Annotated in this window: 13 protein-coding genes; 4 read left to right on the top strand and 9 right to left on the bottom strand. The window is 67.4% G+C overall.

Going from position 1 to position 14,802, the window contains the following annotated elements:
* Nucleotide 1: 1 nt before the first annotated feature.
* Entirely contained in the window at nucleotides 2–1,591 is a 1,590-nt protein-coding gene (locus TK49_RS21175) for a S53 family peptidase (protein WP_045219780.1), read from the bottom strand.
* Nucleotides 1,592–1,698: 107 nt separating this feature from the next.
* Nucleotides 1,699–2,748: a serine hydrolase family protein gene (locus TK49_RS21170; RefSeq protein ID WP_045219778.1), complete on the bottom strand. Its 1,050-nt coding sequence runs from the start codon at nucleotides 2,746–2,748 to the stop codon at nucleotides 1,699–1,701.
* Between the two features lie 399 nt (nucleotides 2,749–3,147).
* Between TK49_RS21170 and TK49_RS24315 the strand changes: the two genes are divergently transcribed.
* Complete coding sequence (locus tag TK49_RS24315; protein WP_082062929.1) at nucleotides 3,148–3,354, top strand: hypothetical protein; 207 nt, start codon at nucleotides 3,148–3,150, stop codon at nucleotides 3,352–3,354.
* 271 nt (nucleotides 3,355–3,625) lie between these two features.
* Nucleotides 3,626–3,967, top strand: a complete 342-nt coding sequence (locus TK49_RS21165) for a DUF1488 family protein (protein WP_045219776.1) — start codon at nucleotides 3,626–3,628, stop codon at nucleotides 3,965–3,967.
* Between the two features lie 68 nt (nucleotides 3,968–4,035).
* On the opposite strand, the gene TK49_RS21160 is transcribed toward TK49_RS21165, so the two are convergent.
* The 3 genes from TK49_RS21160 to TK49_RS21150 all read right to left on the bottom strand — a co-directional run bounded on the left by TK49_RS21160 (nucleotide 4,036) and on the right by TK49_RS21150 (nucleotide 7,388).
* Nucleotides 4,036–5,724 carry an AMP-binding protein gene (locus TK49_RS21160; RefSeq protein WP_045219773.1) on the bottom strand — a complete coding sequence of 563 codons (1,689 nt, stop codon included), beginning with the start codon at nucleotides 5,722–5,724 and terminating at the stop codon, nucleotides 4,036–4,038.
* Nucleotides 5,725–5,852: 128 nt separating this feature from the next.
* Entirely contained in the window at nucleotides 5,853–6,362 is a 510-nt protein-coding gene (locus tag TK49_RS21155) for a hypothetical protein (RefSeq protein ID WP_045220450.1), read from the bottom strand.
* 141 nt (nucleotides 6,363–6,503) lie between these two features.
* On the bottom strand, nucleotides 6,504–7,388 hold the full coding sequence (locus TK49_RS21150; RefSeq protein WP_045219771.1) for a LysR substrate-binding domain-containing protein: 885 nt from the start codon (nucleotides 7,386–7,388) through the stop codon (nucleotides 6,504–6,506).
* Nucleotides 7,389–7,518: 130 nt separating this feature from the next.
* Here TK49_RS21150 and TK49_RS21145 point away from each other — a divergent pair, with 130 nt between their 5' ends.
* Nucleotides 7,519–8,277, top strand: a complete 759-nt coding sequence (locus TK49_RS21145; RefSeq protein WP_045219769.1) for a sulfite exporter TauE/SafE family protein — start codon at nucleotides 7,519–7,521, stop codon at nucleotides 8,275–8,277.
* Nucleotides 8,278–8,848: 571 nt separating this feature from the next.
* Here TK49_RS21145 and TK49_RS21140 read toward each other — a convergent pair.
* The 4 genes from TK49_RS21140 to TK49_RS21125 form a co-directional block, all read right to left on the bottom strand.
* Nucleotides 8,849–9,355, bottom strand: a complete 507-nt coding sequence (locus tag TK49_RS21140; protein WP_045219767.1) for a TlpA family protein disulfide reductase — start codon at nucleotides 9,353–9,355, stop codon at nucleotides 8,849–8,851.
* Complete coding sequence (locus TK49_RS21135) at nucleotides 9,352–10,617, bottom strand: exo-alpha-sialidase (protein ID WP_394372239.1); 1,266 nt, start codon at nucleotides 10,615–10,617, stop codon at nucleotides 9,352–9,354. The genes TK49_RS21140 and TK49_RS21135 overlap by 4 nt, the downstream gene beginning before the upstream one ends.
* Nucleotides 10,605–12,920 (bottom strand): TonB-dependent receptor, encoded by a 2,316-nt coding sequence (locus TK49_RS21130; RefSeq protein ID WP_045219764.1) that lies wholly within the window; start codon nucleotides 12,918–12,920, stop codon nucleotides 10,605–10,607. The genes TK49_RS21135 and TK49_RS21130 overlap by 13 nt, the downstream gene beginning before the upstream one ends.
* Before the next feature lie 84 nt (nucleotides 12,921–13,004).
* On the bottom strand, nucleotides 13,005–13,409 hold the full coding sequence (locus TK49_RS21125) for a DUF2946 family protein (RefSeq protein ID WP_045219762.1): 405 nt from the start codon (nucleotides 13,407–13,409) through the stop codon (nucleotides 13,005–13,007).
* 174 nt (nucleotides 13,410–13,583) lie between these two features.
* Between TK49_RS21125 and TK49_RS21120 the strand changes: the two genes are divergently transcribed.
* A complete protein-coding gene (locus TK49_RS21120; RefSeq protein WP_045219760.1) occupies nucleotides 13,584–14,765 on the top strand; it encodes an ATP-binding protein in 1,182 nt (393 codons plus the stop codon).
* Nucleotides 14,766–14,802: the final 37 nt, after the last annotated feature.

Genomic DNA, 14,802 nt, shown 5'->3' with positions numbered 1-14,802 from the left:
TCTAGAAGAGATCGGCGATCGCGTCGCCCTTGGGGCTGCCCAGGCCAGTGCAGGCATCCCACCCTGGCGCAGCGGCAAAGCTGCCGTTGTTGCCCTGCCGGATATCATTGAAGGCGCCCGGGTTCTGATACAGCCGTACGTGCGGATACCCGACCGGCCCGCGCTTGCTGGCATTGATGCGCGCCACAAGCGCCGCCCAGAGCGGCGCGACGGCGCTGGTGCCGCCTACGACGCCCGTCTCTCCGTCGACCCGCACGACGTAGCCGGTGAGCGGGTCGGCATTGCCCGCCACGTCGGGCACGCCGCGCCGTTCCAGCGGCACGCTCTTGCCATGCGTCTGCGGGGCACTCAGCCCGCGCTGCCAAGCCGGCAACGCAAACACGCTGCTCACACCGCCGCCCCCGGCACCGCCCTGCGCACCATCGTTCCAGACGGTTTCCTCGGCGATGCGGCCATCGGTGGCATGCAGGCTGGTCCCTCCGCACGCCAATGCGTAGGGGCTTGAGGCAGGAAAGTCAACGTGATCCGCGTGATCGGACAAGCCGTCGCTGGAGCCGTTGTCACCAGAAGCAACGCACACCGTGACGCCCATCGTGGCCGCGCTTTGCAGCGCCGCGTTCACGGCCTGCATGGCCTGCGGCGTCCAGCGGCTCTCCGGCGCGCCCCAGCTGATGGACACGACCGACGGCCGCAGCGTGGTGTCGTGGACGGCCGCGTTGATGGCCTGCAGAAAGCCCGCATCGGTGTTGGGCGCGAAGTACACCGCCAGCGTGGCACCCGGTGCAGCGCCGCCCGCCACTTCAATGTCGAGCATGACCTCGCCGTCGGGGCCGTTGGGATCGCCGGTCGGGCGGTTGGCGCCCTGCCCGACCGGCACGGCGGTCACCTTCGGCATCGGCACGCCGAGTTCATGGAAATACGCGCGCAGGTCTTCCTCCCGATAGCCGCCGCCCAGTTCGATCAGCGCAATGCATTGGCCCGCACCGTCGCCCTGCGGAAAACCGTAGAGCCTTGCCAGCTGCACCGGCGTATACGACGCCATGGGCGCGGCGCGTGCGGCCCGCAAGGACACCGGCGCGGGCGGCAGCGGCATGAAGCGGAAATGTGGATCGGCCTGCGGACGGGAATCGAGCCCCAGCACCGCGACGACCACATCCTGGAGGCTCTCGGGCAGCCGCAGCGGCCCGGACCGCCCCCGGTACTCGCACGTGCCGTGCATCACGCGGTGCAGGTGCGTGTCGAACGCGCCGCAGAACTGCTGGACCGAGCCTTCCAGCGTGACCGTCGCGGCTGCCGGATCGACCTGTGCCACGTGCAGGCCATGGTCGCGCGCGAAGGCACGCACGGCATCGACGTCGCCCGCAGAGGGGCCAAACTGCGCGGCCCATTCTTCACGCGTGAGCGGAGCGGGCGGCGGCGTGCCGGCCGCGTGGGATTGCGCAAAGCCGGACAGGTGCGCCTCCAGCGCGGCCTGATTGGGGCGGCGCAATTGCACCAGCACCCGAAGCTGCTCCGCGGGCGGCGCATCGCCCAGGATGCGTGCGTCTTGCGGGATCGTCCGTTCGCTGCCGCGCAGGGGTTGCCGAGCCATCGCCTTCTCCATGCAGATAGGTGGCCCGTGCGTCGCAACTGGCGTGCCGCCTGGCACGCCGCTGCAGGGCCATCGTCTTCAAGGTAGGCGATACCCTGCCCGGCTGATCAGTCGGCCGGTTCGGTGTTGGCGGACGTGTCTGCGGGAGGATGCTGCGGCCGCCCCTCGGCGAAGGCGCGGCGCATGAGCGCACCACAGGCGGTGCTGCGCACGTAGGCGCGGGGCGCGAGCGTTTCCCGCACGAGCATGCCGTAGTGGCGCTTGTCCGCAGTGATCCACGGATAGAAGCCGAACGCGCCGGCCGAACTGAAGGCGCCGTCGCCGCCGGGGTGGTCTTCGATCCAGTAGTTGAGCGCGTAGTGCCACGGGAGCGAGGCCGGCGTACTGACGGCGGTGGGGCACGTCCCCGGTTCGGTACATACCGCATGCTGGCCCAGCATCCTGCCGAGCCGGTATTCGCCGCGAATCAGCCGACGCAGGAACTGCCCATACGCGGCCGGCGTGCCAATCATGCCCCCCGCCGGCTCCGGCGCCAGATAGCGGATGCCAAGCGGCAGGCCCGCGTCACGCAGGCCGGGCGTGTTCGCCAGCTGGCGGTCGAGCTCATCGGTGAGCGCGGCGGCATCGGCACGGCCAAATCCGAGGTCGATCAGCAGCTTCTGGTCGTGGCCGCCGTTGTAGCTGAAGCGGCCGACATGGCCGGGCGTGAAGGTGCTGTTGCGTCCGCGATCAAAGCAGCTCTGCACGGTGTCGTTGCGGTTGCATTGAAGCGGGTTGAGGCCGTCGTAACCGGAGCGCATCGTCAGCGCGTCGATCTCGGCCTTGGTGAGCTTGCCCTGGGCACGCTCGACCACGTAGGCACCGAACACCCATTTGGATGCCGATGCGAGCCGCACCGTCTTGTCGGCGCCGATGCGCTGCCCATGCTGGCCGTGCATCAGCACGCCGCCGGCGTCGCCGATTTCCCAGTAGTAGTCGCCCAGATGCTGGCAACTGCTGGCACGCGCCAGCGTGGATTCCACGGCGGCCCGCCGCGTCGCCAGGCTGGGCGGTTCAGCGTGCGCCGTCGTCGTGACCACGGCCGCGAGGGCAGCGGTCAATCGTAGAACGTGCCCTACGTGCGCCCTTGCCTTCCGGGCGCGTCTTGCTTGCGTCATGTCGATGTCCTGCTTGTTCGGTATGCCACGGCTTTTGGGCCGCACTGTACCGTACGGCACGCATTTCTTCCGTGTTGGCCTCGCGCGGGCCTGGGGTAAAAACCCGAGGTGCCGACGGGCAGCCCGGACTCTACCGGCCTGGCTGCATGCACATTGAAAAATCTGCGGGCAGGCGTTTGAAACGTAAGCGTTTGCGTATCGATTAACTGACTTTAGCACCGGAAAAATCGCTCGATATTTCATCCCCCAAATTGTCCTAGGCCACCCGTTTATGAGCCAAATGGACGAGAAGAATCATGCCAAGGCGCACTAGCGTTCTGCACCGACTGTTCCTAGAATGCAACCGAAGAGAAAAGCAGAATTAAATAAAACTAAATACACGAGGCGAGGTTCCGGGTCATGAGCGCAATCAAACGGGGAACGGCAGGGTGGACATCCCGCCTGGGTTGGGAGCGCCATGCTGCCGACTGGCAGGTCATTCCGACACGGCGGCGCCTGTTCCTGACACGCCTTCCGGCAACGCGTATTCCGACGATTTTGCTGTGGCTGGCCGCGGTTTCGATCGCCTTGGGCCTCGGCCACATTGTTTTGCACCGATGGTGGTGACCATAACGTCATTGAAGACGAATTTGTACGGGGAAGGTCACAGCGCGAGAGCAATCCGCAGTCAAACACCGAACTGACAGACCGTATAACGGCGCCGAGGGATAGTCTGACCCGCTTCACTGGGTCTACCGCATCCGGATCGATTCTGCATCCGGAGCATCGTCATCCCTCCATTCGGAACCCAGGCTCCCGCACGTGATCACTGCGCCGCGAAAGCGGCATGTAGGACACGTTGGCCGATTGGCGTGTCCGGTCAATTGGGGGGAGCATCATGAACATCTCGTTCACCGGCAAGACATTCAGGTCCGTAGGCGACCTGTTTTTCCAAGCCATCGTCGACGGCAAGGCCGTCAGTTGTTTTGTCACATCCGAAGCGCTATCGCTGTGCGACTGCGCGCACCAGAAAGCGACCGCCGAGGAGGTGTATCGCAACTACCGTGACTGGATCGAGCAGGCGGCGTCGGATCTGATCCGCGCCGGCGCTCTGGCCCCGGTCATCGTGCGCGGGCGCGACCTGGCGGCCTCCCGCGCGTCGCTGCCGCATGGCGGCGTACCGTCCTATGACCTGGACCGCGCGCGCCAATTGCGCCTGGTTCCCCGATCATCGCGCTGAAGCAAACGGCGCGGGTGCGGCGGAACGTGCGGTCGGGGGCGCGCGTTCCGCCAAGTGCCCAAGTCTGGTCAGTCGGCGGGAAAATCCTCTTCCCAGTATTCGTGAACGTTGCGTGCTGCTTCCGGGCGGCCGGCTTCACGCATGCGCAGCTCGACGCGGCGGATCTTGCCCGAAATGGTCTTGGGCAGATCGGCAAACTCGATGCGCCGCACGCGCTTGTATGACGCCAGCCGGTTGCGGCAAAACCGCAGGATGTCGCGCGCAAGCTCCGGGCCGGCTTCGTGGCCCGTGCGCAGGACGAGGAACGCCTTGGGCACGGCGAGCCGCACGGGGTCGGGGCTCGGCACCACGGCGGCCTCGGCGATGGCGGGGTGTTCGATCAGCACGCTTTCCAGCTCGAACGGGCTCACGCGATAGTCCGAGGCCTTGAACACGTCATCGGCGCGGCCAACGTAGGTGAGATAACCGCTGGCGTCGCGCGCGGCGATGTCGGAGGTGTGATACACGCCGTCCCGCATGGCCTCTGCCGTTTTGCCGGCGTTGCCGGCATAGCCTTCCATCAGCCCGGTCGGCCGGGGGTCCAGCTCAATGCAGATTTCGCCCTCTTCCGCCTCGTTGCCGTCGGGGTCGCGCAGCGTGATGCGGTAGCCGGGCAGCGGCCTGCCCATGGAACCGGGCCTGACCGGCTGACCCGGGCTGTTGCCGATCTGGCAGGTCGTCTCGGTCTGGCCGTAGCCATCGCGGATGGTGATGCCCCACGCCGCGCGCACGCGCTCGATCACCTCGGGGTTCAGCGGCTCGCCCGCGCCGACGAGCTCGCGCAGCGCGGGCTTCCAGGCCGCCAGATCCTCCTGGATCAGCATGCGCCATACCGTCGGCGGCGCACACAGCGTGGTGACCTTCGCGCGGCAAAGCGTATCGAGCGCAGCCTTGGGGTCGAAGCGTGCGTAGTTGTAGATGAAGACGGTGGCGCCTGCATTCCACGGCGCGAAGAAGCAGCTCCACGCGTGCTTGGCCCAGCCGGGCGAACTGATGTTCCAATGCACATCGCCGGGGCGCAGGCCGATCCAGTACAGCGTGGACAAATGTCCGACCGGGTAGCTCGCATGCGTGTGCATGACGAGCTTGGGCTTGGACGTGGTGCCCGATGTGAAATACAGCAGCAGCGGGTCGCTGGCCTGCGTTGGCGCGTCGGGGCCGAACCCGGCCGGTGCGCCGTACGCGTCTTCAAACCGGTGCCAGCCTGCCAGCGGCCTGTCGGCCCCGACCGCGATGCGCGTGAACGTGCCCGATACCGCATCGAGCTTGGCACAATCGGCTGCGCCCACCACCACGTGCCGCACATCGCCCATGGCAATGCGTTCGCGCAGGTCTTCGGCGGTGAGCAGCGTGGTGGCGGGAATGATGACGGCGCCAAGCTTGATGCTGGCGAGCATCACGTCCCACAACGGGGGCACGTTGCCGAGCATGAGCAGCACGCGGTCACCGCGCTGCACGCCGAGTGCGCGCAAGTGGTTGGCCACGCGAGACGAACGTTCGGCCATCTGCGCGAATGACAGGCGCGTCTCGTTGCCCTGATCGTCGACGACCCAGAGGGCGATGGCCTCGTTGCCGCGCGCCATGGTGTCGAAATAGTCGAGCGCCCAGTTGAAGCGGTCCAGCTCCGGCCATGCGAAATCGCGTACGGCGGTGTCGTAATCCTCACGGTGCGCGAGCAGAAAGTCGCGGCACCGCAGGAAGGCGTCCAGCGATGTCATGCGTGTCTCCCGTGGTTTGGCTGCACGCGCCTCGTCCGGGCGCGACCAAAACACACCTGCAACCGACATCGCCACTTATAGGAGGATTTTCCGCGCCAGACCAGCCCGGACTCACCCGAGCCGCCGCGTCATCGCGGGCGTGGCGGAAAACGCAGCGTCCGGCCGCCGCCCAGGCTCAGCCACGCCCATGCCGCTGCCGCGGCCACGGCACCGAGTACGGCCGTCCATTGTGCGCATACGAGCATCAGCTCGATCGTGCTGGCAATGTCGGGCAGGATGTGCGGCCACGCGGGCCCGAGCCAGCCGCTGGCCTCGAACCAGCCGCCGCGGCCCGCCCCTGTCGCCAGCTCTGCGGCCAGCGCCGCCGCATTGAGCGCCGCAAACGCCATGCCGCCATGCGACAGCGCGCGGCTGAACACCGGCAGTTCATACAGCGGTTTGAGATATTGGATATGCCGCGTGAGCGACCACGCGCATACCATGAGCAGCGCGATGCTGACGGAAGCAAGGAACGCCGGGCTGCGCAGGCAGACACCGCAGGCGATCCACGCCAGCGCGTTGATTTCGTGGCGGCGATAGATGCGCAGCGCGCGTGCCGCATGCAGCAGGCCAATCGGGGGAACACCGGCAGACGCCATCGTGTACTCCATCAGCAGGCAGGTTGGTGCGGCGCCGCATCGCATGGCCGTGGGCCGCTACTGCGTGCAGTGTACCGATGGCCCGGAACGTGTGCGAGCGCCCGCCGCGCGCTTCCACCGAATGGCGGACGCGCACCGGTGTCACGCCTCGCGCAAATGCCCGATCAGCTGGCGCGCGAATGCGGGCAGGTCGTCGAAGCGGCGCACGCAGATGCGCAGCAGGCGCGTCGCCCAGGCATCGGTCAGCCGCACGCGCCGGATGCCCATCGAGCGCTGCAACCGGATGGCCGCATGCTCGGGGATGACGCCCACGCCCACATTGCGCTCCACCATGCGGCAGACGGCATCGAAGCTGCGCAAGCGTACGCGGTACTTGAGCCGGAAGCCTGCGCGCGCCGCGTGGCCGGCCAGGTAGGCCTGCAAGGCGTTGTCGCCGGTCAGGCCGACGAAATCCTCCTGCAAGGTTTCAACGAAGGCCAGCTCGCGGCGCTTGGCGAGCGGGTGGTTGCGCGCGGTGACGAGCACCAGCCTGTCATGCCGAAACGGAAAGGTTTCCAGCCCGGACAGGTCCACCGCGTCATTGACGATCCCGACATCGGCCCGCCCCTGCGCGATCGCCTCGACGATCTCGTGGCTCACGAGCTCCTCCAGGTCGATGTCGACCTCCGGGTGCGCCGCCAGGAACGCGCTGAGCGCCTCGGGCAGGAACTCCGTCATGGCGGCGGTGTTGGACAGCAGCCGCACGTAGCCCTTCAGGCCACGCGCATACTCGCCGAGCTCGCCGCGCATGCGGTCCATCTGCTGCAGCACGACGCGGGCGTGGTGCATGAGCGTGCGGCCGGCCGCCGTGGTCTCGACGCCGCGGCGGTTGCGCGTGAGCAGCGGCACGCCGAGCGCGTCTTCCATGCCGCGGATGCGCGCACTGGCCGAGGCCAGCGTGAGATGCGCGCGCGCGGCGCCGGCGGTGATGCTGCCGGCCTCGGCGGTGTACAGGAAGAGTCGCAGATCGGTCAGGTCGAAGCGCACGGCAAGTCTCAGGAGAGGCATCAGCCTCAGTGTCAGCCTGAGGCTCGGTCAATGTATCGCAGATTGTCTCGTGGCTGCCAGTGGCAGAAACTGAGCCATCCTCCAGAACGACAACGAGACCCTGCGCCCCATGGAATCTGCCCCGCTGCTACTCTTTGGCGCCGGCCTGCTTGCCGGCATGATGAATGCGCTGGCCGGCGGCGGCTCGTTCCTCACCCTGCCGGCGCTGATGTTTGCAGGTGTGCCGTCGGTCTTCGCCAATGCGTCGAGCACGGTGGCGCTGCTGCCCGGCGCGGCGACATCGGCATGGGCCTATCGCTCCGACTACCGTGGCTTCCAGCACGTGCCTATGCGGGCCATGGTGGCGGTCAGCCTGGCGGGCGGCCTGCTCGGCGCGCTGTTGCTGATGAACACCTCGTCGCGCGCGTTCGACTTCATCGTGCCGTGGCTGCTGCTGGTGGGGTCGCTCGCGTTTACCTTCGGCAGGCAGGCGGGTGCGTGGCTGCGCCGGCGCGTACACATCGGCCGCACGACGCTGCTGGTCGCACAAGGCGGCCTGGCCATCTACGGCGGCTACTTTGGCGGCGCGGTCGGCATCATGATGATGGCGGTGTGGGCACTGTTCGGCCACGACGACATCAGAGCATTGAACGCCTCGCGTACGTTGCTGGTGGGGGCGACCAACCTCGTCGCCGTGCTGTGCTTTGCGCTGGCCAGGATGGTGTGGTGGCCGCAGACGCTCATCATGCTGGTGGCCGCCGCGCTCGGTGGCTACCTCGGCGCGCACGTGGGCAAGCGTTTGCCGGCACCCGTGGTTCGGGCACTGATTTCGACCTTCGGCTTTTCGATGACGGCGCTGCTGTTCTGGCGCGCCTGGTCGCACGCTTGAGGAGCACTGCCATGCCGCACGCGCCACGGCATCCGAATCACCGCACAACCGCGCCACGCGCCTGCCGCGATGTGGCCCCCTTGCATGCGCCCCGCTACGCCGCGCGGGGTGCCTGGCATGGGCACGCGGGCGAGCCAGCGCCGCGCAAGCCCGACAGCGTCGGCGCACAGACGGTGTTTTACCTCGCACGCGGTGTGGCGGTCCTGCTCGCTGCAACCGCGCTTGGCCTGGGCGCGGCGTCCGAGGGAGCCGGCCCGACATCGGCGCCATCCTCGGCTTCATCGCAGACCCCAGCGCGTTGAACGCGCGGCGTCGCTGGCGCCACGGCGCAGATGAGGATGTGTTCACATACCCAACGCGCGGACCGTTCCATGCGCACACGCGAGGCAAAGAAAAAGCCCGCGGGCCGGGGGGCGGGCGGGCTTAACATCTTCAGCCTTTGACGACGAAAGATGGTCGGGTGTGCTTTGTGAACGAGCAATGCGCCGGAATTCACAAAGCGTCGCCATTATAAAAAGGGCGCCCACCCCGCCATACCCCAACAACGAGGGGGGTCTGCGCCATTTCCTGGTCAATCCCTGAGCGCGGCATCCAAGGCCTGCGGCGTGAGCAAGCCGCTCGATGCATGACGCTTGCCGTCGGGGCGCAGGATGATCGTGCGCGGCATCTCGCCCTGCCAGCCGGGGTCGAGTGCGGCACGCAGGCGCTCCGGTATGTCCTCCGCATTCGCGTACTGCGGCACATGGGCAAGGCCGATCTTGCTGTCGCGGGCCAGGGGCGCGAGCGCGCGGTTCAGCATCTCGGCCTGTTCGAGGCCGTCCATGGCGACCATCACCACATCGACGTTGCGCCCGGCAGCGCGCCGCCACTGGGCGATGCGGGCGATGTTCTCGCGGCAGTAGCTGCAGTCGAGCGACCAGATCTCGACGATGCGCGGCCGCGCTTGCGGCGTCTGCAACAAGGCCGGCACATCGCGTGCATGCAACGGCCGGAACTGCAGCGCTTCGGCGGCCTGCACCGCAACGGCTGCGGCCCACAGCGCCATTCCCAACGCCAACGATCGGTACCGTACGGTCATTGCGATGCCTCCTGGGTTGCGGTGGCCGGAACCACGCCCGCCACGTCGATCAGCCGGTAGCCCTCGACCTGCGTGCGCCACGACAGGTAGACGTGCCCGTTGCCCGCGAGCAGTTGCGGGTGGTCGCTTCCGCCAGCGGCGTCGGCCACGTTTACGGGCATCGTCCAATGCGCGCCGCCGTCGGTGGACTTGCGCAGCACGATCTGCATGCGGTCGCCGGCAAATTGCTTCCACGCGAGCCACAGCGCGCCGTCTGCGGCCAGCAGCGCCGGATGCGATGCCTGCGCACCCGCCTGTGCCGAACCGGCAAATGGCCACGCGCCGCCGATCGGTTTGCCGTCAGCGGCAAGACGGCTGTAGAACAAACCCGGCTTGCCGTTCACCACGGAAAACCACGCCATGTGCCGCACACCGTCGGGCGTGACGGCCAGCGCGGGGCCGTGGTGCGGGCACGCATCCACACGCCAGTCCGAGAACGTCGCGCGCGTGATGACCGGCGGCGTGTTACCGATTGGCAATGTCGTCAGCGCATGGTCGCGGATCTGCCCGGCAAACACGTTGCGCCACAGCGCCAGCATGTGCCCGTCGGCGTCCGGCACCAGCGCGATGCGGCAGCACTCGCAGGTCTGGTCGATGACCTTGCGTTCGGGCGCGAACGTGGCGCCGCGGTCGGTCGAGACCGTGTAGTAGACCGCCGCCCCGTCATACGGCTGCCGGGCGGCCTGCGCACGCAGCAGGTCGCGCTTGTCGATCCACGTGACGAAGATGCGGCCCGCGCTGTCCACCGCCATCGAGTCGAAGCGATGCGTGATGGGCTGGCGATCATGGTGCACCGTGACCGGCACGCTCCATGTCCTGCCGCCGTCCAGCGAGCGCGAGAAGCGCACGAAACCCGTGTACGGCGCATCGAGCGGCCGCGACCAGCTCACATACAGCGCGCCGTCCGGGCTCGCGATGACCTTCGGGCGGTTCTCGCCGTCGGTATAGATCGGCTCGGGTTGCGGGTTCACGCGCTGCGGCCTGGAAAGCGTCCTGCCGAGGTCATCGGACGAGGCCACCACGACATGCTGCCCTTCCGCCCACGCCACCCACAGGCGACCGGCCTTGTCAAACGCGGCCGTGGTCGCGAGTTGCGGCTTGGCGGCCGCCTTGCCGGCCATCGCACCGTGGTCGTGGCCTTCGTGCGCGCCGGCCGCCATCGCGGCCAGGGCCAGGAAGAGGCCGGCCGCCCAGCGCGGGATCGAGTGCATTACAGACGCCATTTCAGTTGTCCATAGAACGTGCGCGACGGATACGGGTGGTACACGAAGTACCGCCGATCGGTCAGGTTGTCGACGCCCAGCGCCAGCGTGAAATGCCTGTCGATACGGTAGCTGGCTTTGAGGTCGACGGTGAAGAAACTGCTGGTGCCGCCGTAGACATTCGGCAGCACATCGGTGTTGTCGAGCGTGCCGTACTGCCGGCCGGAATAGCGCACGCCCGCGCCCAGTGTCCAGTCGGGCGTCGCATGCCAGCTGGCAAACAGGTTGGCGCGCACACGCGGCATGCGCGGCCACGTCTTGTCGACATACGTGGGGTTGGCTGCGTCGGCCAGCGTCTTCGATTGCGTGAACGCGACATTGGCTTCCACATCGACGCCGCGCACACCAAGGTCTTGCAGCACGTTCTGCCCGGAATACGCAAGCTCGATGCCGCGCGTGCGCACGCGGTCGACGTTCTGCACATTCGTCACATTCGGCGTGACGAGGATGTTGGTCTGCGTATAGATGCTGTCGCGCACGTCGCTCTGGAAGAGGCTCGTGCGCAGCATGCCGTACGGCACGGCCTGCTCGACGGTGAAGTCGAAGTCGTTCGCGCGTTCGGGCTTGAGGTTCGGGTCGTTGTTGACGATGGTGTTGCCGCTGATGGTGCCCTGGAACAGCTCGGCGACCGTCGGGAAACGCACCGCCCGGCCGTATGAGAGCCGCAGCAGCGTGTCTTGCGTGGCCTGCCATTGGAGGGCCGCCTTGGGCGAGAACGCGTCTTCGGTGCGGCTGGCATAGCCGAGCGTGGTGCTGCCGTTGCCGAGCTGGCCGTTGTAGGCGCGCCAGTTCTCGTAGCGCAGGCCCAGCGTGGCGAGCCAGCGCGGCGCAAAGGCCCAGGCGTCCTGCAGGAAGACGGCCTGCGTCCGGGTATCGCCCTGGTAGCCGGATTTCAGCGTGGACACCGTTTCGGCCGACCAGTTCGTCGCATTGAAGGTCTGGTTGCGCAGGTGGTACTGGTCGTAGTGGTAGCCGGTCGTGAACGTATGGCCCGCCACCATGGGCGACGTGGCCTTGACGTCGAGGTTGGACCAGCCCGTGCCGTCGCCGTAGAACACCGTGCCGGGCCCGCCGCCCGCCGCCGTGTTGGACGCCCGCAGGATGTCGCGCGTGACGTTGTAGGCCGACGCATTGGTGTCGATCTTCCAGCCGCCGAGCCTGCCCTTCACACCCAGCCCGTAGAGCCAGTTTTCCTGGTCGCCGTTCTGCGGGGCGAAGGCGTTCTGCGCAATGGTGTAGCGCGTGCCGTTGATCAGCACATTGCCGCCGGTGACCGGATTGCCGGCGGCATCGCGAAGGAAGCTGACGGCCTGGTCGCTGAAGTGGTTCTCCCAGTGGCCGAGCATGAACGACGCTTCGAGGCTGTCGCTGAAGACATAGCCGAGGCGCACCGTTTCCTGCAGTTGCTGTGTGCGCTCGAGCATCTGCGGGCCGAGAATCACACGCGGCTGGCCGTTGGGGCCGCGGTCCGTCATGGCGCCCGTGACAGGCACCGGCACGCCCGCCGACGCATTGAACGCGGAATTGGGCGTGGCGTACTGCATCGGCTGGCTGTCGTTCTCGAGCCGGTCCACCGACACCGCATACCAGAACCTGCCGATGCGGTCGCCCAGCGAAGCGCTCTCGTGGTTGCCGGTGACGGTGCGCGAGAAGCCGTACGCATCGTTGTAGTGCTGGCTCATCACCTGCGTCTGGGCGGCGGCCTCGAAGGTCTCGGGGCGGCGCAGCGTCAGCGCGATGGTCGTGCCCATCGAATTGCCGGGCAGCAGCGCCGAGAACGGCCCGTACAGGATGTCGACCCGCGCCAGGTCGTCCGGCCCGATCATCGACCAGCGCGGCGGATAGCTGTAGCTCGAGCCCAGCAGGTTCGAGAGCAGGATGCCGTCGGCGTACAGCAGGCCGCGCGCGCTCTGCAACTCGTTGAAATCGCGCCCCGCGAAGATGGAGTTGCGGTCGCCAATGAAGCGGCGGCGCACCATCACGTTGGGCTGGTATTTGACGGCGTCTTCGGTGGTGACGACGTTGCGGTCGGCCAGTTGATCGGCCGTGACGCTCTGCACGACGGCCGGCGTGCTGGGGGCAAAGGGCGCGCGGGCGGTGCTGGCGCGCACGACGGTGGGCGCGAGTTCCTGCGTCGCGGGCGCGGGCGTCGCCTCGTCCGCGGCAAAGGCGGACAGCGGCGCCGCTGCGCTCAGGGCCAGCGCTGCACGGCACGCCAGCGTGCGCCGGGGCCGCGCGGCGGCAATGCGCTTGTGGGATGACATCGGGGTGGTCTCCGGGGTTGCGATGGCGCCGGCCATGCGTGGGCCAGGCGCACAGGCGCCGCGAGACTCACTCCCGCGGGCGCGTCAGTTCGACAACGGCGAAGACAGCGGAGGCGCGCGCGAATCGGCTACGCGCAGCGCACTGCGCGCGTACACGGGTGCCGGGCTGGCCGGCTGCCGCACGCGATAGACGAAATGCGCGGTAGGAACATCCAGCGCCGGCGCGGCCGCCAGCGCAAACCCGGCGGCAAAGCCCGGGCAATACAGGCAATGCGCCACGCCGTGGTGCGCGGCAGCGTCGTCGGCGCGGGCGCCATCGCCTGGCAGGTCGACGGCAATCTCGACCGTGCTGCCATGCGCAGCCGTGGCGCTGCAAAGCTCGACGGCGAGCGTGCCGGTCTGCGCCGCGCGGGCAGACGCGAGCACCGGCGACAGTACGTTCAGTACGGTCGCAAGCCAGACGAGGAAGAGCCAGCGGCGATGGAGCATGGGGATGGCGAGGGAATCCGGCGAGTATAGCGCTGCACAACAATTCACGTTTGTCCTGCGACGTCCTGCCGCGCAACGCGTGTTTTCCCGGCAAGCCGACTGAATTAGCCTTAATTATTGGATTGACTATAATTTATACCGACTTACATAATCAGGTCTAAAACGGGGCACCCGATGGATTCAGACACCGACACCGGCCGCTTCAACTTCCACCGCCAGGACCTTGCCAACACGCTGTGCGACAGCCTGGAAGGCAAGGGCCTGGCCGACGCGCGCTCCGGCCTGTTCTTGGCTGCGCCCCGGCGCACCGGCAAAAGCACGTTCCTGCGCGAAGACCTGGTGCCCGAGGTCGAGCGCCGCAAGTGGATCGCCATCTACGTCGATTTGTGGGCCGACCGCGCCCGCGACCCGGGCCTGCTCATTGCCGACGCCATCAAATCGAAGCTGGCCGAGTTCGACGGGCCCATCGCCAAGCTCGCCAAGCAGGCCGGCATGGAAAAGGTAGACGTGCTGCGCACCTTCACGTTCAACCTCGGCAAGATCGGCCTGCCGCCGGGAATCACGCTGGCCGATGCGCTCGATGTGCTGTACAAGGCAGCGCGCCGGCCCATCGTGCTGATCATCGACGAGGCGCAGCACGCGCTGTCCACCGAGGCGGGCACCAATGCCATGTTCGCGCTCAAGGCCGCGCGCGACCAGATGAACCAGGGGGTGGCGGAGCCGCGCCTGTTCCTCGTCTTTACGGGGTCGAACCGTGACAAGCTGGCCAACCTGCTGCTCAACCGCACGCAGCCGTTCTTCGGCTCGCGCGTGACGAATTTCCCGCTGCTGGGGCGGCCGTATGTGTCGGCGTACACCGCGTGGGTCAACCAGCACCTCGCGCCCAACAACCAGTTCAAGGAAGACGACATGTTCGCCGCCTTCCAGCTGGTCGGACACCGGCCCGAGATGCTCAAGGGCATCGTCAGCGAAATTGCGCTCGAGCTCGGCGAGGCGGCCAACCTGGGCGAGCTGCTCAAGCGCGGCGCCCAGGGCATCCGGGACCGCATCTGGGGCGAGATCGAAAGCGATTACGCTGCGCTGACCGAGATCCAGCGCGCCGTGCTGGCCGTGCTGATCGAGCGCGGGCCGGGCTATTCGCCGTTCTCCGAAGAATCGATGAAGGCGTATGCCGCAAAGCTGGGCCACAGCGAGTTCTCGACCGCGACGGTGCAGGCCGCGCTCGATGCGTTGCGCGACAAGAACCTCATCTGGAAGGAATCGCGCGGCGCCTATGCGCTCGAAGACGAAAGCCTGGCGCTGTGGTTTCGCGAGACACGCGCCGCACACGCCGTGCCGCCGCGCTTGAGCGAGTAGGTCGACCGTCGCGACGATTGAACGATCGCCCCGCCCG

Source organism: Ralstonia mannitolilytica (assembly GCF_000954135.1).
Taxonomy (GTDB): Bacteria; Pseudomonadota; Gammaproteobacteria; order Burkholderiales; family Burkholderiaceae; genus Ralstonia; species Ralstonia mannitolilytica.
The sequence above is the reverse complement of the archived record's forward strand: the minus strand, read 5'-3'. Positions and strand labels throughout refer to the sequence as shown.